General features: G+C 71.9%; 18 protein-coding genes and 1 riboswitch. Of the genes, 9 read left to right on the forward strand and 9 right to left on the reverse strand.

Features of this window, described 5'->3' with window-relative positions:
* The first annotated feature begins 17 nt into the window (after window positions 1-17).
* Together ACWDZ7_RS10555 and ACWDZ7_RS10560 are read left to right on the forward strand one after the other, a co-directional pair.
* Complete coding sequence (locus ACWDZ7_RS10555; RefSeq protein ID WP_451796303.1) at window positions 18-1,055, forward strand: 6-phosphofructokinase; 1,038 nt, start codon at window positions 18-20, stop codon at window positions 1,053-1,055.
* Between the two features lie 80 nt (window positions 1,056-1,135).
* Complete coding sequence (locus ACWDZ7_RS10560; protein WP_451796304.1) at window positions 1,136-2,140, forward strand: 2-hydroxyacid dehydrogenase; 1,005 nt, start codon at window positions 1,136-1,138, stop codon at window positions 2,138-2,140.
* 9 nt (window positions 2,141-2,149) lie between these two features.
* Here the strand turns inward: ACWDZ7_RS10560 and ACWDZ7_RS10565 are convergent, their stop codons facing one another.
* The 3 genes from ACWDZ7_RS10565 to ACWDZ7_RS10575 all read right to left on the reverse strand — a co-directional run bounded on the left by ACWDZ7_RS10565 (window position 2,150) and on the right by ACWDZ7_RS10575 (window position 4,847).
* The gene (locus ACWDZ7_RS10565) at window positions 2,150-4,081 is read right to left on the reverse strand and encodes an anthranilate synthase family protein (RefSeq protein ID WP_451796305.1); all 1,932 of its coding nucleotides are present in this window, start codon (window positions 4,079-4,081) and stop codon (window positions 2,150-2,152) included.
* Window positions 4,082-4,189: 108 nt separating this feature from the next.
* Window positions 4,190-4,249, reverse strand: coding sequence for a trp operon leader peptide (locus ACWDZ7_RS10570; protein ID WP_106977022.1), 60 nt, complete (start codon window positions 4,247-4,249; stop codon window positions 4,190-4,192).
* A 10-nt stretch (window positions 4,250-4,259) separates the two neighbouring features.
* Window positions 4,260-4,847, reverse strand: a complete 588-nt coding sequence (locus ACWDZ7_RS10575; RefSeq protein ID WP_451796306.1) for a TetR/AcrR family transcriptional regulator — start codon at window positions 4,845-4,847, stop codon at window positions 4,260-4,262.
* A 54-nt stretch (window positions 4,848-4,901) separates the two neighbouring features.
* Between ACWDZ7_RS10575 and ACWDZ7_RS10580 the strand changes: the two genes are divergently transcribed.
* The 3 genes from ACWDZ7_RS10580 to ACWDZ7_RS10590 all read left to right on the forward strand — a co-directional run bounded on the left by ACWDZ7_RS10580 (window position 4,902) and on the right by ACWDZ7_RS10590 (window position 7,635).
* Entirely contained in the window at window positions 4,902-5,861 is a 960-nt protein-coding gene (locus tag ACWDZ7_RS10580) for an SRPBCC family protein (RefSeq protein ID WP_451796307.1), read from the forward strand.
* A gap of 35 nt (window positions 5,862-5,896) precedes the next feature.
* Complete coding sequence (locus tag ACWDZ7_RS10585; RefSeq protein ID WP_451796308.1) at window positions 5,897-7,249, forward strand: class II 3-deoxy-7-phosphoheptulonate synthase; 1,353 nt, start codon at window positions 5,897-5,899, stop codon at window positions 7,247-7,249.
* A 134-nt stretch (window positions 7,250-7,383) separates the two neighbouring features.
* On the forward strand, window positions 7,384-7,635 hold the full coding sequence (locus tag ACWDZ7_RS10590; RefSeq protein WP_451796309.1) for a (2Fe-2S)-binding protein: 252 nt from the start codon (window positions 7,384-7,386) through the stop codon (window positions 7,633-7,635).
* An 18-nt stretch (window positions 7,636-7,653) separates the two neighbouring features.
* On the opposite strand, the gene bfr is transcribed toward ACWDZ7_RS10590, so the two are convergent.
* Complete coding sequence (gene bfr, locus ACWDZ7_RS10595; protein WP_451518268.1) at window positions 7,654-8,133, reverse strand: bacterioferritin; 480 nt, start codon at window positions 8,131-8,133, stop codon at window positions 7,654-7,656.
* A gap of 164 nt (window positions 8,134-8,297) precedes the next feature.
* On the opposite strand from bfr, the gene ACWDZ7_RS10600 reads away from it, so the two are divergent.
* Window positions 8,298-8,930 carry a sulfite oxidase-like oxidoreductase gene (locus ACWDZ7_RS10600; RefSeq protein WP_451796310.1) on the forward strand — a complete coding sequence of 211 codons (633 nt, stop codon included), beginning with the start codon at window positions 8,298-8,300 and terminating at the stop codon, window positions 8,928-8,930.
* A gap of 28 nt (window positions 8,931-8,958) precedes the next feature.
* Here the strand turns inward: ACWDZ7_RS10600 and ACWDZ7_RS10605 are convergent, their stop codons facing one another.
* From ACWDZ7_RS10605 to thiO, 5 genes are all read right to left on the reverse strand, one after another.
* The gene (locus tag ACWDZ7_RS10605) at window positions 8,959-9,900 is read right to left on the reverse strand and encodes a deoxyribonuclease IV (RefSeq protein ID WP_451796311.1); all 942 of its coding nucleotides are present in this window, start codon (window positions 9,898-9,900) and stop codon (window positions 8,959-8,961) included.
* Window positions 9,901-9,961: 61 nt separating this feature from the next.
* On the reverse strand, window positions 9,962-11,932 hold the full coding sequence (gene pknB, locus ACWDZ7_RS10610) for a Stk1 family PASTA domain-containing Ser/Thr kinase (protein WP_451796312.1): 1,971 nt from the start codon (window positions 11,930-11,932) through the stop codon (window positions 9,962-9,964).
* Between the two features lie 102 nt (window positions 11,933-12,034).
* Complete coding sequence (locus ACWDZ7_RS10615) at window positions 12,035-12,829, reverse strand: thiazole synthase (protein WP_451796313.1); 795 nt, start codon at window positions 12,827-12,829, stop codon at window positions 12,035-12,037.
* A gap of 7 nt (window positions 12,830-12,836) precedes the next feature.
* Complete coding sequence (gene thiS, locus ACWDZ7_RS10620; protein WP_451796522.1) at window positions 12,837-13,037, reverse strand: sulfur carrier protein ThiS; 201 nt, start codon at window positions 13,035-13,037, stop codon at window positions 12,837-12,839.
* An 8-nt stretch (window positions 13,038-13,045) separates the two neighbouring features.
* Window positions 13,046-14,260 (reverse strand): glycine oxidase ThiO, encoded by a 1,215-nt coding sequence (thiO, locus tag ACWDZ7_RS10625; RefSeq protein WP_451796314.1) that lies wholly within the window; start codon window positions 14,258-14,260, stop codon window positions 13,046-13,048.
* Window positions 14,258-14,371, reverse strand: a riboswitch (TPP riboswitch). Its footprint overlaps the gene before it by 3 nt.
* A gap of 202 nt (window positions 14,372-14,573) precedes the next feature.
* Between thiO and ACWDZ7_RS10630 the strand changes: the two genes are divergently transcribed.
* The 3 genes from ACWDZ7_RS10630 (at window position 14,574) to thiE (ending at window position 16,900) form a co-directional block, all read left to right on the forward strand.
* Entirely contained in the window at window positions 14,574-15,737 is a 1,164-nt protein-coding gene (locus ACWDZ7_RS10630) for an NAD(P)/FAD-dependent oxidoreductase (protein WP_451796523.1), read from the forward strand.
* Between the two features lie 49 nt (window positions 15,738-15,786).
* On the forward strand, window positions 15,787-16,152 hold the full coding sequence (locus ACWDZ7_RS10635) for an Rv2175c family DNA-binding protein (RefSeq protein WP_451796315.1): 366 nt from the start codon (window positions 15,787-15,789) through the stop codon (window positions 16,150-16,152).
* 94 nt (window positions 16,153-16,246) lie between these two features.
* The gene (gene thiE, locus ACWDZ7_RS10640; RefSeq protein ID WP_451796316.1) at window positions 16,247-16,900 is read left to right on the forward strand and encodes a thiamine phosphate synthase; all 654 of its coding nucleotides are present in this window, start codon (window positions 16,247-16,249) and stop codon (window positions 16,898-16,900) included.
* The last annotated feature ends 102 nt before the right edge of the window (window positions 16,901-17,002 follow it).

Here is a 17,002-nt window from a genome sequence, read left to right on the forward strand (position 1 = left end):
GGCGAAGGGACTGTTCCATGGGGGCCAAGAAAATTGGCGTACTGACCGGAGGCGGCGACTGCCCCGGGCTCAACGCCGTCATCCGGGGCATCGTCCGCAAGGGCGTGCAGGAGTACGGCTACGGCTTCGTCGGTTTCCGGGACGGCTGGCGCGGTCCACTGGAGGGCGACACCGTCCGGCTCGACATCCCCGCGGTCCGCGGCATCCTGCCGCGCGGCGGCACCATCCTCGGCTCCTCGCGCACCAATCCGTTCAAGGCGGAGAACGGCGTGCGCCGCATCAAGGAGAACCTCGCCAAGTACGAGGTCGACTCCCTCGTCGCGATCGGCGGCGAGGACACGCTCGGCGTCGCCGCGCGCCTCACCGACGAGTACGGCGTCCCGGTCGTCGGCGTCCCGAAGACCATCGACAACGACCTCTCCGCCACCGACTACACCTTCGGCTTCGACACCGCCGTCGGCATCGCGACCGAGGCGATCGACCGCCTGCACACCACCGCCGAGTCCCACATGCGCGTCCTCGTCGTGGAGGTCATGGGCCGCCACGCGGGCTGGATCGCCCTGCACTCGGGCCTCGCGGGCGGCGCGAACGTCATCCTCATCCCCGAGCAGCGCTTCGACGTCGACCAGGTCTGCGCCTGGGTGACCTCGCGCTTCAAGGCGTCGTACGCGCCGATCGTCGTCGTCGCGGAAGGGGCGATGCCCAAGGACGGCGAGATGGTCCTCAAGGACGGTACGCAGGACTCCTTCGGGCACGTCCGGCTCTCCGGCGTCGGCGAGTGGCTCGCCAAGGAGATCGAGGGGCGCACCGGCAAGGAGGCGAGGACCACCGTCCTCGGGCACGTCCAGCGCGGCGGCACCCCCAGCGCCTTCGACCGCTGGCTCGCCACCCGCTTCGGGCTGCACGCGATCGAGGCGGTGCGCGACGGCGACTTCGGCAAGATGGTCGCACTCCAGGGCACGGACATCGTGCGGGTCCCGATCGCGGAGGCGACGGCCTGCCTGAAGACGGTGGACCCGGCGCTGTACGAGGAGGTCGGCGTGTTCTTCGGCTGAGGCGCGCCACGTAGGGACGGCCCCGGACCCGGCTCCGGCTCCGGGTGCCGTCCCGGCAGGCGGTACCTAGACTCACGCCCATGGAGATCCTCGCCTTCGGCGTGCAGTCCGACGAGAAGCCGCTGATCGAGAAGGCCTTCGAGGGGCACCACGACATCCGCTGCCTCGACGTCTTCCTCAACGAGGACACCGCCCCCATCGCCGCGGGCTACGAGATCATCTCCTCCAGCGTCAACGCGACCCTCGACAACCGCGTCCTGCAGACCCTCGCCGCCGGCGGGACGCGGATGATCGCCCAGCGCTCCACCGGGTTCAACAACATCGACCTCCGGGTCGCCGAGCGCCTCGGTCTGACCGTCGCCCGCGTCTCGTCCTACTCGCCGTACTCCGTGGCCGAGTTCGCCTGGACGCTCGCGACGGCCGTCAACCGCCGCATCGTCCGCGCCGGCAACCGCACCCGCGACTTCGACTTCCGCCTCGACGGGCTGATGGGCCGCGACCTGCGCGGCCGCACCGTCGGCGTACTGGGCACCGGCAGGATCGGCGAGGCGTTCACCCGGATCGCGCACGGCTTCGGCATGAGACTGCTCGGCTGGGACGCCGTGGAGAACCCCGCCTGCGCCGGGCTGGGCATGCGGTACGTCGAGAAGCACACGCTCTTCGCCGAGGCCGACCTGATCAGCCTGCACGTCCCGCTGCTCCCCTCGACGCAGCACCTCATCGGCGCCGACGCGCTGCGCCTGATGAAGGACGACGCGATCCTGGTGAACTCCAGCCGAGGCGGCCTCATCGACACCGAGGCCCTCGTCGCGGAGCTGCGCGCCGGGCGCTTCGCGGGCGTGGGCCTTGACGTGTACGAGGCGGAGGCGGGCCTCTTCTTTCTCGACAAGTCCCTTGAGGCCATGGCGGACGACACCCTCGCCCGCCTCGTGACCTTCCCGAACGTGCTGGTCACGTCCCACCAGGCGTACTACACCGAGGACGCCGTCGGCCAGATCGTCGACACCACCCTGCGCAACGTCCTGGACTACACGGAGGGCCGCCACAACGAGAACGTCCTGGTTCCGGCGGCCCCCACCCCATAGCCGCCATGGCTAGACGAGCACCCCGGACAGCAGCTCCCGCACGATCGCCGTCCCGCGCAGCGTCAGCACCGACTCCGGGTGGAACTGCACCCCGGCGAAGCCAGGTCCGCGCAGCGCGTGCACCTCGCCGGTCGCCGCGTCCCTGCTGACCTCCACGCCGTGCGCCGCGAGCTCCACCGAGGCCTCGTCGTCGCAGCGCGCCACGAAGCTGTTGTAGAAGCCGACGGTCTCCGTCCGCCCGAAGAGCTCGACCGGCGTCTGCGCACCCTGGTAGGGGACCTCCTTGCGGACGATCTCCAGGCCCAGCTCGGCGGCGAGCAGCTCATGGCCCAGGCAGACGCCGAGCACGCCGTACCGGTGGTCGCGCACGACGTCGGCGGCCAGCGAGCGCAGGAACCGCATCTTCGGGTCGGCGGTGTCCGAGGGGTCGCCGGGCCCGGGGCCGAGCACGACGGGCCCCTCGTGCGCGAGCACGGCGTCGCGCAGCCCCGGCTCGTCGTAGCGCCGCACGGTGACCGTCAGGCCCGAGGAGCGCAGCAGGTGCGCGAGCATCGCCGTGAAGGTGTCCTCGCCGTCGACGACCAGGGCGTGGCCGCAGAGCAGGCCGCTCGGCTCCCGCATCCGCAGCCAGAACGGCGCGAGACGGTCCCGCCGCCCGTCCAGGGCCGCCCGCACGCGCGGATCGTCGGCGAGGGCGGGGCGCACCTCCTCGTGGCGGGGCCGCCCGGGACGCACCCCGAGGGCGGCCAGCACCCCCGCCGCCTTCGCATGGGTCTCCGCGACCTCGCCCGCCGGGTCGGAGCCGCGCACGAGCGTCGCGCCGACCGGCACCCGCAGCCTCCCGGAGGGTGAGATGTCGGCGGTGCGGATCAGGATGGGGGAGTCCAGGGTCTGCGCGCCGCCCGCGTCGCGGCCGATGAGCGCGAGGGCGCCCGCGTAGTAGCCGCGCCCGCCCGCCTCGTGCCGCTCGATGACCCGGCAGGCGTTCTGCACGGGCGAGCCGGTGACGGTCGCCGCGAACATCGTCTCCTTGAGCACCTCGCGCACGTCGAGCGACGACTTGCCGCGCAGCTCGTACTCCGTGTGCGCGAGGTGCGCCATCTCCTTCAGGCGCGGCCCGACCACGACGCCGCCCATGTCACCGACGGTGCACATCATCTTGAGCTCCTCGTCGACGACCATCGACAGCTCCTCGATCTCCTTGCCGTCGGCGAGGAAGGCGAGCAGGCCGTCGGGGGTCGGTCCGTCGGCCGGGTAGCGGTAGGTGCCGCTGATCGGGTTCATGACGACCGTCCCGCCGGACATCCGCACGTGCACCTCGGGACTCGCCCCGACGAGCGTCCGCCCGCCCGTCTCCCGCCCCCGCCCTTCCAAGGAAGGCCCTTCGGGCCCCTGCTGATTTCCGGTATGCACGACGTACGTCCAGTACGCGCCCCGCTCGCCCACCAGGAGCCGTCGGAAGAGGGCGAGGGCGTCCGCCCTGCCGAAGCCGGGGATCTCACCCTCGTACGTACGACGGATCACGAAGTTGGCCCCCTCGCCCCGCCCGATCTCCTCGCGCAGGACCCGCCCCACGATGTCCGCGTACGCCGCGTCGTCCACGTCGAAGGCACCGCCCTCGACCCGCACCTCGTGGGCGGGCAGCGCCGACAGGGCCGCGTCGAGCGGGATCTCGTACGTCTCCTCGGGGGTGAGGACGGTCAGGGGCGTGCCGTCGTCGCGGACGTCGAAGCCGCGCTCCCTGATCTGCCGGAAGGGCACGAGCGCGAGGCCCTCGGGGATGTCCGCGAGGCGGTCGTATGTGCCCGTCGGGCCGACGAGCACCTCGACCGTGTCGTGGTCGCGGCCGGGCGTGCGGCGGCGCAGCAGGGCGAACGGGCGGTCGTCGGACAGGAGGTCCGAAAGGACCGTCGGCTGCTGCGCAGGTTCTGTCGTCTGCATGGGGTCTGTTCCTTCTCACTCGGAGAGGAACGGCCCGGCCCCGGCAGTCCCGGGAAACACTGAAGGCCGCCCCTCGGGCGGCCTTCGCGAGTCTGTGGATACGCGCAGTCAGTGGGCCGCCGGATGAGCGGGCCACCACCAGTTTCGAGTCGTCGTCTGCGCGTGCATGTCCGGCACCTTAGCGCATCATCAGGACGTCGAGGCCTTCGTCGAGATACGGCCCGAGCTCCTCGTCGGCGGGCACCACCGAGGGCACCGCGTGGCCGAGCTGGGTGTGGCCCAGGTAGACGCTGTACGCGAGCAGACCGCGCCGGCGGGCCTGCGCCTCGGGGAAGCCGAGGCCCGTGAACAGCTCGGCGACGTACGCCACCCGGCGCTCGGTCACCTTCCGCAGGGCCGCGGCGACCTGGGGGTGCCCGGCGGTCGCCAGCAGGGAGACCTCCAGGGGGCCGGACGCGGCGGAGGTGATCGCCTCGGCGAAGAGCAGCCGGATCCGCTTGCGGAGGTCCGGCTCGGCCTCCACGTGGCTGATCATGCCCTCGGTGTGGAGCTTCGCCCATCGCTCAAGGGCGGCCTCGATGAGCGCGTCACGGTTCGCGAAGTGCCAGTAGAAGCTGCCCTTGGTGGTGCCGAGGCGGACCGCGAGCGGCTCCACCGCGACGGCCGCGAGGCCGCCCTCGCCGATCGCCGTCAGCGCGGCGTCCGCCCAGTCGTCGGCGGTCAGCCGGGGCTTCGCCGGGGTCGTCCTCCGCTGCCGTTGCACCATGACCGTACGGTACCGTATGGTCACTGACCATACGCCAGCGTATGGAGGTACGCGATGAGCACGGTCCGCAACGAACACGAGCGCGTGATCGCCGCCCCGGCGGCGACGGTCGGAGCCCTGCTCGACCGCCTCTCCGCCGAGGACGACCCGGTCTTCCCCACGCCGGCCTGGCCCGCGATGACCTTCGACGGCCCGCTCGCCGTCGGCGCGAGCGGCGGCCACGGCGCGCTCCGGTACCGAGTGACGGAGTACGAGCCCGGCCGCCGCGTCCGCTTCGACCTCACCGCGCCCGACGAGGGCTTCCACGAGATGACGGTGGAGCCACTCGGCCAGGGCCAGGGCCAGGGCCACTGCCGCGTGCGCCACGTCCTCGAATGCCGGCTGCGCGGCGCGGACCGGCTGCTGTGGCCCACCGTCATCCGGCCCGTGCACGAGACGATGGTCGAAGAGGTGCTCGACAACATCGAGCGGGCGGCCACGGGCGCAGTCGCCCGCCCCGTCCGCTGGACCCGCCGCGTACGGCTCCTGAACCGTCTCTCCTGGGCCCGCCCCGAGACCGTCGAGACCCCCGAGGCGGCCCACCTCATCCGCGGCGCCGTCGAGAACCCCCACTACCGCGACGCGTACCGCATGGACCTGCTCCCCGGTCTGCCGTGCGACCCCGCGGCCTGGACCGGCGTCCTGCGCGACGCCTTCCCGGTCGTCGCCCGCGAGGGCGGCGAGCTGTTGATGGACGTGGACACGGCAGGTCTGACGGCCCGCGCCTCGATCCTGGTCGACGAGCGGCACATCACCCTCAGCACGGCCGTCCGGGCGGACACCCGGCGCTCCCGGCTCTACTGGGGCCCCGTCAGGCTGGCGCACCCCGTCATGGCCCGCATGATGCTCCGCCGCGTCCACCGCCGACTCGCCCTCGCGGCCCCGAGCGCGGCCGAACGGGCCAAGGAGGCCGATCGGGTGGAGGAGGCCGGACGCTCCTCCGTGTCGGGTCCGTCTCACTTGGTGAGCGGGTGAATGGACGGCGGCCCGTACCCCGTAATGTTGACGAGGTGACCGTGAACGCTAAGACCACCGCCACCGGCGGCAACACCTGGCGAAACCTGCCCGCGGCGCAGCAGCCCGAGTACCCCGATGCCGAGGCTCTGCGCGATGTGATCGCGGACCTCGAGTCGTATCCGCCGCTCGTCTTCGCGGGCGAGTGCGACCAGCTGCGCGCCCGACTGGCCTCTGTAGCCAAGGGAGAGGCGTTCCTGCTCCAGGGCGGCGACTGCGCCGAGGCCTTCGACGCCGTGTCGGCCGACCACATCCGGAACAAGCTGAAGACCCTCCTCCAGATGGGCGCCGTCCTCACGTACGCGGCGTCCGTGCCCGTCGTGAAGATCGGCCGTATCGCGGGGCAGTACTCCAAGCCGCGCTCCAAGCCGGTCGAGACCCGCGACGGCCTGACGCTCCCGACCTACCGGGGCGACTCCGTCAACGGCTTCGACTTCACCGAAGAGGCCCGCATCCCGGACCCCGAGCGCCTGAAGCGGATGTACAACGCGTCCGCCTCCACGCTCAATCTGGTGCGCGCCTTCACCACCGGCGGCTACGCCGACCTGCGCCAGGTGCACGCCTGGAACCAGGACTTCGTGAAGTCGTCCCCCTCCGGCCAGCGCTACGAACAGCTGGCCCGCGAGATCGACAACGCGCTCAACTTCATGCGGGCCTGCGGCACCGACCCGGAGGAGTTCAAGACCGTCGAGTTCTACGCCTCCCACGAGGCGCTGCTGCTCGACTACGAAGCGGCGCTGACCCGCGTCGACTCCCGCACTGGCCGGCTGTACGACACCTCGGGCCACATGGTCTGGATCGGTGAGCGCACCCGTCAGCTGGACCACGCGCACATCGAGTTCGCCTCGCAGATCCGCAACCCGATCGGCGTCAAGCTCGGCCCGACCACCACGGCCGAGGAGGCGCTCCAGTACATCGAGCGCCTCGACCCCGACCGCGAGCCCGGCCGGCTGACCTTCATCGTCCGCATGGGCGCCGACAAGGTCCGCGACAAGCTGCCCGAGCTGGTCGACAAGGTCACCGCGTCCGGCGCGACCGTCGTCTGGATCACCGACCCGATGCACGGCAACACCTACGAGGCGGCCTCCGGCCACAAGACGCGCCGCTTCGACGACGTGCTCGACGAGGTGAAGGGCTTCTTCGAGGTCCACAAGGCGCTGGGCACGCACCCGGGCGGCATCCACGTCGAGCTGACCGGTGACGACGTCACCGAGTGCGTGGGCGGCGGCGACGAGATCTTCGTCGACGACCTGCACCAGCGCTACGAGACGGCCTGCGACCCGCGGCTCAACCGCAGCCAGTCGCTCGACCTGGCGTTCCTGGTCGCCGAGATGTACCGCGACCAGTAAATTCCCGGAAGTACGCGGTGGTGGGGCGCGGATCCATGTGATCCGCGCCCCACCGGCGTACCGGGGCTTTTGTGTGCCAGGGGTCGTGGGTAAGGTTAGGTTAGCCTCACCGATCAATCGGGACGGCGCTACCGATGAGTCCTGTCCGGGAGGTGAACCGCGTGTACGTCTGCAACTGCTTCGGGGTCACCGAGGCGCAGGTGAAGAAACACGCGGCGGACGGCGCCTGCACCCCCCGCCAGATAGCGTCGGCCTGCAAGGCGGGCACGGACTGTGGTTCGTGCGTACGACGCATCCAGGCGCTGCTCGGCCGGGGCGCGTGCCCGCGCCGCGAGCTGGCCGACCAGGGTGAGCCGGTGCTCTCGGCCCTGGACGAGGCCGCTTAGTCCTGTGGCTCCAGGGCTCTAGCTCTCCGGCTGCTCGATGAGCTGTGCGAGGTAGAGCGGTTCGCCCAGCTTCTCCACCAGCTCCAGCTGGGTGTCGAGATAGTCGATGTGGTGCTCCTCGTCCGCGAGGATCGACTCGAAGATGTTGGCGGACGTGATGTCGCCCTTGGCCCGCATCACCTCGATCCCGCGCTTGAGGCGGTCGATCGCCTCCGCCTCGACCTGCCGGTCCGCGTGGAACATCTCGGTGACCGTCTGGCCCACCCGCACGTGGAAGAGCCGCTGGTAGTTGGGCAGGCCGTCGAGGAACAGGATCCGGTCGGTCAGCACCTCCGCGTGCTTCATCTCGTCGAAGGACTCGGACCGGGTGTACTTGGCGAGCTTGGTCCAGCCGAAGTTCTCCTGCATCTTGGCGTGGAGAAAGTACTGGTTGATCGCCGTCAGCTCGGCGGTCAGCTGCTCATTGAGAAATTCGATGACCTCGGGGTCGCCCTGCATCGCAGAGGCTCCTTCCACACGGTGACTGGGCAGGTAGCGCGCATCTTTGCACCGGTGTTCGGAAGCCGTCCAGTAAGTGCACGCTTAGTAGGAGTTGCCCGAATCCGCATCTGTCCGGCTTCGTCTGGTCACGCCCACTGTCCCCGGTCTGTCAGGATGGAGTCATGGGTCAGCCGACGGAACGCGCATCTCGACAGGCAGCGGATCCGGAGCTTCCGCCGGGTCAGCGGCTGCAGCGCGGCTGGCCGGTCACGCACTACGGCCCGGTGCCGAAGTTCCGCCCGGAGCGCTGGGAGTTCAGGGTCTTCGGGGCCACCGCCGACGGCGAGAAGCACTGCTGGACCCACGAGGACTTCTCGGCCCTGCCGTACGCGACGGTCGTCGCCGACCTGCACTGCGTCACGAAGTACAGCATGCTGGGCGCCGAGTGGGGCGGCGTGCCGGCCCGCACGCTCCTGGAGCTCGCCCCGCCCGCGGCCGACGCCACCCACGTCATGGTCTGGGCCGAGTACGGCTTCAGCTCCAATCTGCGGATGGCGGACTTCGCCTCCGACGGCACGATCTTCGCCACCCACAAGGGCGGCGAACTGCTCACCGCGGAGCACGGTTTCCCGCTGCGGCTCGTGGTGCCCCATCTGTACGCCTGGAAGGGCCCCAAGTGGGTCCGCGGCATCGAGTACATGACCGCCGACCGCCGAGGCTTCTGGGAGGAGCGCGGCTACCACAACGTCGGCGACCCCTGGCGGGAGCAGCGCTACTCCTACCAGGAGGAGCCCGGGGACGGCCCCGAACTCTAGGCCGTGGCCTCGGAGTCCCGCCCGGCGGTCACCGGGTGCTCCTGAGCCCCTTCAGCCGCGCCACGTCCGCCGCGTGCCCCTCCTTGCCGCCGGGCGTCTCGATGATCAGCGGTACGCCCTCGGTGGCGGGGTGGAGCATCAGCTCGCGGAACGGGTCCTCGCCGATGTGGCCGGTGCCGATGTTCTCGTGACGGTCCTTGTGGGCGCCGACGACGTCCTTGGAGTCGTTGGCGTGCACGAGCTTCAGACGGCCCTCGCCGACCGTGTCCACGAGGAGGTCCAGGGTCTGCTTCATGCCGCTCGGCCCCGTCAGGTCGTGGCCCGCGGCGAAGATGTGGCAGGTGTCCAGGCAGACGCCCAGCTTGGGGTGGGAGTCCAGCGCCTCGAAGTACGGCCCGAAGTCCCAGGTGCGGGAGCAGAGCGAGGCGCCCTGGCCGGCCGTCGACTCCAGGAGCAGGAACGGGTCGTCGTCGTGCGTCAGCTCGTCGAGCAGCGGCAGCGCGAGCTCGCGCACCTGCTTCAGGGCGACCTCCCGGTCCCGTCCGCCGGTCGCCGAGCCGGTGTGCACGACGACGCCGAGCGCGCCGATCTCACGGCCCCGGCGCAGCGAGTGCCGAAGGGACTCCACGGACTTCTCGGCGGTCGCCTCGGTGTGCGAGCCGAAGTTGATGAGGTAGGGCGCGTGGACGTACGCCGGGACGCCCTCGGCGGCGCAGGCCGCGCGGAACTCCTCGTCCTGCTCGGGGTTGCCGGACGGGGTAGCCCAGCCGCGCGGATTGGCGACGAAGACCTGGACGGCCTCGGCACGGATGTCACGGGCGTACGAGAGCCCTACGGAGGCGAGACCGCCGGCGACGGGGACATGGCCGCCGACGGGGTTGCGGGACGCGGCACCCGGGGACGCCGTACGGGAGGACTTTTTGCTGCTCACGCCGTCAAGGGTGGCATGCGCGCGGGGGCGCGCGGGCATCGGTGCGGGGTGTGATTGGTCATTGCCCGGTCATGGTCCCCGGGCCTGCGGAAGCCAGGGTTCAGCGAATCTCGATGGTGATCGTCGAGCCCTTGCGGGCCTCGTCACCGCCGTCCACCGACTGCTCCTTCACCGTGTCCCCGAAGAGGCCGAACAGACCGCGGTCCTTCTCCACCTCGAAGCCCGCCTCCTCCAGCTCGTCCACGGCGTCGTCGACCTTCATCCCGGTCACGTCCGGGACCTCGACCAGCGGCTGGCCCTTGGAGATCGTCAGCTCGACCGTGTCGCCCTCGGCGAGCGACTTGCCTTCCCGGGGGGACTGCTCGGCGACGTCGCCCTCGTCCTCGTCGGAGTAGACCCGGGCCGTGGCGATCTCCACCTTGAGCCCGGCGTCCTCCAGCTCGGCGGTGGCGTCCGCCTCGGAGTCGCCCGTCACGTCGGGGGCCTTGATCTCGCGGCCCTTGCTGACGACCAGGGCGACGGCGGAATCCGCCTTGCGGGTGAAACCGGCGCGCGGATCCGTGCTGATCACGGAGCCCTTCTCGATGGTGCTGCTGAAGGCCTTGGTGACCATGCCCGGGGCGAGGCCGGAGTTCTTCAGCTCCTTCTTCGCCGAGGCCAGCGGGATGTCCTTCACGTTCGGCACCTTGACGGTCTCCGGGCCCCGCGAGACGGTCAGCGTCACCTGGCCGTTCTGCCGGATGCGGTCGCCGACCGCGGGGTCGGTGTCCATGACCGTGCCGCGCTTGTCGGTCTCGCTGTACTCGCGCTCGACGTCCTTCACTTCGAGCCCGGCGTCTTCGAGGCGCTGCTTCGCCTGCGCCTCGGTCTTCGCCAGGAGCGGCGGGACCTCCGTGAACTGGCCGGAGTTGATGTACCAGACGCCCGCCCCGAGACCGAGCACGAGCAGCACCGCGGCGACCACCGCGATCGTGCGGCGGCGCGGGTCGAGCCGCCGGCGACCGGACCGCGCGGGGGCGGGGGGTGCGGGCGGCGGTGTCGTCAGGACGCTGGTGCGGTTGAGCGGGTCCTGCCGGTCCTGGTCACCCTGCTGCTCGCCCTCTTCGCCGTCGGCCGGGAGCGGCAGCCGCACGGAGCGCGCCGCGCGCGGGATCACGCTGGTGCGGTCCTCGGCGTTGTCGTGCCCCGCCGCGCGGGCCTGCGGCGGCACCGCGTCCAGCTGCTCCTCGCTGAGGGCGGCCCGCGCCTCCCTGAGGAGGGCGAGGAGCGCCACCGCGTCGTACGGACGCACGTCCGGGGTGCGGGCCGTGGCGGAGGCGACCAGCTCGTCGAGCTGGAAGGCGAGCCCCGGGACGGCCGCCGAGGCGGGCGGCACGTCCTCGTTGAGGTGCTGGTAGAGCACCTGGGCCGGGGAGTCCCCGGAGTGCGGCTTGGCGCCGGTCAGCATTTCGTAGAGCACGACCCCGCACGCGTACACGTCCACGCGGGTGTCCGCCGTGCCGTGCTCGATCTGCTCCGGGGCGAGATAGGAGACGGTCCCGAGGACGGTGCCGGTGGTGTTCGTGACGGTGTCCACCGCGCGGACGAGCCCGAAGTCGGCGACCTTGACCCGGCCGTCGTCCCCTATGAGGACGTTCTCGGGCTTCATGTCGCGGTGCACGAACCCGGCGCGGTGCGCGGCGCCGAGCGCGGCGAGGACCGGTTCCAGGATGTCGAGCGCGGCCCGCGGCTGCAGGGCGCCGCGCTCGCGCAGGACGTCGCGCAGCGTGCAGCCCGCGATGTACTCCATCGCCAGATAGACGTAACCGGCGTCGGCGCCCTGGTCGAAGACGCCGACCACGTTCGGGTGCGAGAGGCGGGCGACCGACTTGGCCTCGCGGATGAAGCGGTCCACGAAGGAGGCGTCGGCCGCCAGCGTGGGGTGCATCACCTTGAGCGCGAGCACGCGGTCGAGGCGGGTGTCCACGGCCCGGTAAACCGTGGCCATCCCGCCGACCGCGATGCGCCCCTCGATCCGGTAACGGCTGTCGAGCAGCTGCCCGACGAGGGGGTCCTGAAGGGTCGTGTCCACGCAGGGGAGTCTACGAGCCGGCACCGACAGCCCGTCCCGCGCGGGCGTATTCAGGGCGGTACTGCAGCCGAGCTGTAACAGGCCACGGGTCCCCGGGGCCCCTCAGAAGGCGGGCCGCTCCGGATCCAGCCGCGCCAGGCCCTCCGCGGGAGAGGACGCCTCCGCGAAGTGCCGCCGCGGGATGCGCCCGGCCCGGTGCGCGAGGCGCCCCGCCTCGACGCCGTGCCGCATGGCCTCCGCCATCAGGACCGGCTCCTGCGCCCGCGTGACCGCCGAGGCGAGCATCACACCCGCGCACCCCAGTTCCATCGCGAGCACCACGTCGGACGCCGTGCCCGCGCCCGCGTCGAGGATCACCGGCACACGCGCGTGCTCGACGATCAGCTGGAAGTTGTGCGGGTTGCGGATGCCGAGCCCCGAGCCGATGGGCGAGCCGAGCGGCATGATCGCCGCGCACCCCACGTCCTCCAGCTTCCGCGCGAGCACCGGGTCGTCATTCGTGTACGGAAGGACCGTGAAGCCGTCGTCGACCAGGATCTCCGCGGCGTCCAGGAGCTCGATCGGATCGGGGAGCAGCGTGCGCTCGTCCGCGATCACCTCCAGCTTCACCAGGTCCGTGCCGAGCGCCTCGCGCGCGAGGCGGGCGGTGAGGACGGCCTCGCCCGCGGTGAAGCAGCCCGCCGTGTTCGGCAGGACGCGGATGCCGAGCCGGTCGAGGACGGAGAGCACCGAGCCCTGGACGCCCGGGTCGAGGCGGCGCATCGCGACCGTGGTCAGCTCGGTGCCGGACGCGATCAGGGACCGCTCCAGGACGTCGAGGCTGGGCGCCCCGCCCGTGCCCATGATCAGGCGCGAGGAGAGGGTGAGCCCGCCGAGGACGAAGGGGTCGTCTGCCATGGCCGGATCAGCCTCCCTGGACGGCGGTGAGTACTTCGACGCGGTCGCCGGCGGCCAGCGCCGTGTCGGCCCACCGCGCGCGCGGGACGACGGTTTCGTTGAGAGCGGCGGCGACGCCGGACGGGGCCGCGGTGAGGCCGGCGACGAGGGCGTCGAGCGTGGTGCCCGAGGCCACATCGCGTACCTCTCCATTGACGGAAACAGACAAGGGCGTACTCATGCGGGTTGCTCCGTGAACGACTGCGTAGGGGATGGGGGGACGAAGGACGGCTTGGTGAAGCGGCGAGGGCTGAACGGCAGCGCCTCGTCCGGGAGTTCACCGGTGGTCAGGGAGTGCGCCATGACGTCGCCCGTCAGGGGCGTCAGCAGGACGCCGTTGCGGTAGTGCCCGGTGGCCAGCTGGAGTCCGGGCAGCCGCGTCGGGCCGAGCAGCGGCGCGTTGTCCGGGGAGCCGGGGCGCAGGCCCGCGCGGGTCTCGGTCAGCGGCAGTTCCGTGATGCCGGGTACGAGTTCGTGGGCGTCGCGCAGAAGTTCGTAGACGCCGCCCGCGGTGACCGTGGTGTCCCAGCCGAGCTCCTCGCTGGTGGCGCCGACGACCAGCTCGCCGTTCTCGCGCGGCACGAGGTAGACGTGGCTGCCGCGCACGACCGCGCGCACGGTGCGGCTCAGGAACGGCGCGTACGGCTTCGGGACCGTCAGCCGCAGCACCTGCCCCTTCACCGGCCGTACGGGCGGCAGGACGTCGTCGGGGACGCCCGCGAGGCGCCCGCTGAGGCTGCCCGCCGCCAGCACGACCTGGCCCGCGTGCAGCTCGGTGCCGTCCGCGAGGACCACTCCCCGGGCCCGGACACGTACGACGGAGAGCCGCTCGGCCCAGGTGCGGTGGAGCGTCACGCCCGCCCGCTCGCAGGCGGTCAGGAGCGCCGCCGCGAGTCTGCGCGGGTCGACCTGGTGGTCGCCGTCGACCCGCAGCCCGCCGCGCACGCCCGGGGCGAGCATCGGCTCCAGGCGGCGGCACTCGCGGCCGCTCAGCCACTCCGACTCCAGGCCGGAGCGGCGCTGGAGGGCGTGCAGTTCGCGCAGGTGGGCGCGGTCGTCGGAGTCGAGAGCGACGGCGAGCGTGCCGCACGCGCGGTAGCCGAGGTCCTGGCCGCTCGCCTCCGTCAGTTCGGCGGCGAAGTCGGGGTAGCGCCGCGCGGACGCGAGGTTGATCCCGAGAAGTGTCTGCTCGCCGTGGTGCAGTTCGGTGACGGCGGCCAGCATGCCGGCCGCGACCTGCGCGGCGCCGCCGCCGGGCTCGGGGTCGACGACGGTGACGGAGAGCCCGCGCTGCGCGGTCCGCCAGGCCGTGACCAGGCCGATGATGCCGCCCCCCACGACGAGGACGTCCGTCGGAGTCTTCGATTCCGCCGGTGGTGTACATGGCTGCATGGGCGTCCAGCCCCTCCCTTCGCCGGCATGACCCGGATCAGGTTCGTACGGTCGGAGGCCGTCCCAGCCTCCCTCTCAGCCCGGTGCGTCCGGGCTCCCGCGAGTGCTCTGCACCGGCCACCCTAGCCCGTCGCCCCGCGCGGCAGTAGGGGAGCTGTCCGAGTACGGGCGGTGATGGTGTGTCAGAGATCTCCTCACCGGCTTCTGAGGGCGCCCCGGTCCGCCGCCCTACAGTGATCGGGTGAGCGAGCAGCAGAGGCAGAGCGAGCAGCAGGAGCGGGCGGAGCGGCACGTCGTCATCGTCGGCGCCGGGATGGCCGGGGTGCAGACCGCCGTGGCCCTGCGCGAGCAGGGGTTCACCGGCCCGGTCACCCTCATCGGGGCGGAACCGCACCAGCCGTACGACAGACCGCCGCTGTCCAAGGCGGTACTGCTCGGCAAGGCGGAGGGCTCCGCCTTCGACATCGACTTCGAGGCGCTCGACATCGGGCTGAGCCTGGCTCGCGAGGTCACCGGGGTGCGGCCCGCCGAGCACGAACTGGACACCGCCGAGGGCCCGGTCGCGTACGACGTCCTGGTCCTGGCGACCGGCGCCGAACCGATCCGGCTGCCGGGCACCGAAGGCGTCCCCGGGGTCCACCTCCTGCGCACCCTGGACGACGCCGAGCGGCTGCGGCCGGTCCTCGCCGAGCAGCACGACATCGTGGTGGTGGGCGCGGGCTGGATCGGCGCCGAGTTCGCCACGGCCGCCCGCGAGGCGGGCTGCGCCGTCACCGTGGTGGAGGCCGCGGGCCGGCCGCTGGCCGGGGCGCTGCCCGAGGAGGTCGCCGCCCCCATGGCGGGCTGGTACGCGGACTGCGGAGCCGACCTGCGCACCCACGCGCGCGTGGAGCGCGTCGAGCCCGGCGCCGTGATCCTCTCCGACGGGACCCGGCTGCCCGCGGGCGCCGTCGTCGTCGGCATCGGCGCGCGGCCCGCGACGGACTGGCTGACCGGCTCGGGCATCGAGCTGGGCACCCACCGGGAGGTCGCGGCCGACGACCACCTGCGCGCCTCGGTGCCCGACGTGTACGCGGTCGGCGACTGCGCCTCCTTCCCTTCGGGCAGGTATGGCGAGCGCCTGCTCGTCCACCACTGGGACAACGCCCTCCAGGGCCCGCGCACGGTGGCGGCGGACATCATCGGCGAGAGCCCCGCGCCGTACGACCCGGTGCCGTACTTCTGGTCGGAACAGTTCGGCCGTTTCGTGCAGTACGCGGGCCACCACACGGACTCCGACGAACTGGTCTGGCGCGGCGACCCCACGGGCGTGGCCTGGTCGGCCTGCTGGCTCAGGGCCGGCGCCCTGGCGGCGGTCCTCGCGGTGGGCCGCCCCAGAGACCTGGCCCAGGGCCGGAAACTGATCGAGTCGGGCACCCACCTGGACCCGACCCTGACGGCGGACCCCTCGGTGCCTTTGAAGAAGGCCGCGCTGTAGCGCGGTTCCCCGCGCCCCTTGCGGGGGCGCCCAGAGTTACCCTTGGTCCGTGACCGAGATTGACGCAAAGACCGACGCTCTCGTCCCCGCCTGGCTCCACCTCCCCGACATCGCCGAAATGCTCGACGTCGAGGTGACGCGTGTGCGCCAGCTGGTCAAGGAAGGCCAGCTGATCGCCGTACGGCGTGGTGAGAACCGGACGCTTCAGGTGCCGGCCGCCTTCATCGACGGCGACAAGGTCGTCAAGGGCCTGGCAGGCACTCTGACGCTCCTGAGGGACGACGGCTTCTCCGACGAAGAGATGCTTGAGTGGCTCTTCACCTCCGACCCGACCCTGCCCGGCACGCCCGCGCAGGCACTGAGTGAGAATCGCGGCACGGAGGTGAAGCGCCGCGCCCAGGCGCTCGCCGTCTGAGCAGGTGCTCGTCGTCTGACCGAACAACACCGTACGGGCTGCGGGCCGCGTGACGCGCGGCCCGCACGCCCATCGACACCGGGGGGACTTCTCCATGGCCGCCGACCATCCGCGCGCCCAGCTCGCCGACGCCCGGCTCTATCTGTGCGTGGACGCCCGCAAGCGCCAGGGAGACCTCCCCGAGTTCCTCGACGCCGTCCTCGCGGGCGGCGTCGACATCGTGCAGCTGCGCGACAAGGGCATGGAGGCCGGCGAGGAGCTGGAGCACCTCCAGGTCTTCGCCGACGCCGCCCGGCGGCACGGCAAGCTCCTCGCGGTGAACGACCGCGCGGATGTCGCGCACGCCATCGGCGCCGACGTACTGCACCTCGGCCAGGGCGATCTGCCGGTCCCCGCGGCCCGCGCCGTCCTCGGCGACGACGTGCTCGTCGGCCGCTCCACGCACGCCGAATCCGAGGCCGCCGCGGCCGCGGTCCAGGACGGCGTCGACTACTTCTGCACGGGCCCCTGCTGGCCCACGCCCACCAAGCCGGGCCGCCACGCCCCGGGCCTCGACCTGGTCCGCTACACGGCCTCCCTCGGCACGGACCGCGCCTGGTTCGCCATCGGCGGCATCGACGCGGGCAACCTCGACGAGGTGCTCGAAGCCGGCGCGCGCCGCGTGGTCGTCGTACGGGCGATCAGCGAGGCCGACGACCCGGGCGCCGCCGCCGCGGAGTTCGCGAAGCGGCTGCGTACGGCCGACTGAGCAGCGGTTCAGCGATGTCCGCCCGGGGTCGGGTCCGTGTCCGGTCCATGTCCGGTCCATGTCCGGTCCGTGGACAAGAACCCGGCAAATGCGGCGAAACAA

The sequence above is a fragment of the Streptomyces sp. NPDC003032 genome (assembly GCF_053591415.1).

Coding starts and splice junctions, on each gene's coding strand:
- ACWDZ7_RS10555 (WP_451796303.1), top strand. CDS start 18: ATGGGGGCCAAGAAAATTGGCGTACTGACCGGAGGCGGCGACTGCCCC.
- ACWDZ7_RS10560 (WP_451796304.1), top strand. CDS start 1,136: ATGGAGATCCTCGCCTTCGGCGTGCAGTCCGACGAGAAGCCGCTGATC.
- ACWDZ7_RS10565 (WP_451796305.1), bottom strand. CDS start 4,081: ATGCAGACGACAGAACCTGCGCAGCAGCCGACGGTCCTTTCGGACCTC.
- ACWDZ7_RS10575 (WP_451796306.1), bottom strand. CDS start 4,847: ATGGTGCAACGGCAGCGGAGGACGACCCCGGCGAAGCCCCGGCTGACC.
- ACWDZ7_RS10580 (WP_451796307.1), top strand. CDS start 4,902: ATGAGCACGGTCCGCAACGAACACGAGCGCGTGATCGCCGCCCCGGCG.
- ACWDZ7_RS10590 (WP_451796309.1), top strand. CDS start 7,384: ATGAGTCCTGTCCGGGAGGTGAACCGCGTGTACGTCTGCAACTGCTTC.
- bfr (WP_451518268.1), bottom strand. CDS start 8,133: ATGCAGGGCGACCCCGAGGTCATCGAATTTCTCAATGAGCAGCTGACC.
- ACWDZ7_RS10600 (WP_451796310.1), top strand. CDS start 8,298: ATGGGTCAGCCGACGGAACGCGCATCTCGACAGGCAGCGGATCCGGAG.
- ACWDZ7_RS10605 (WP_451796311.1), bottom strand. CDS start 9,900: ATGCCCGCGCGCCCCCGCGCGCATGCCACCCTTGACGGCGTGAGCAGC.
- ACWDZ7_RS10615 (WP_451796313.1), bottom strand. CDS start 12,829: ATGGCAGACGACCCCTTCGTCCTCGGCGGGCTCACCCTCTCCTCGCGC.
- thiO (WP_451796314.1), bottom strand. CDS start 14,260: ATGCAGCCATGTACACCACCGGCGGAATCGAAGACTCCGACGGACGTC.
- ACWDZ7_RS10630 (WP_451796523.1), top strand. CDS start 14,574: ATGGCCGGGGTGCAGACCGCCGTGGCCCTGCGCGAGCAGGGGTTCACC.
- thiE (WP_451796316.1), top strand. CDS start 16,247: ATGGCCGCCGACCATCCGCGCGCCCAGCTCGCCGACGCCCGGCTCTAT.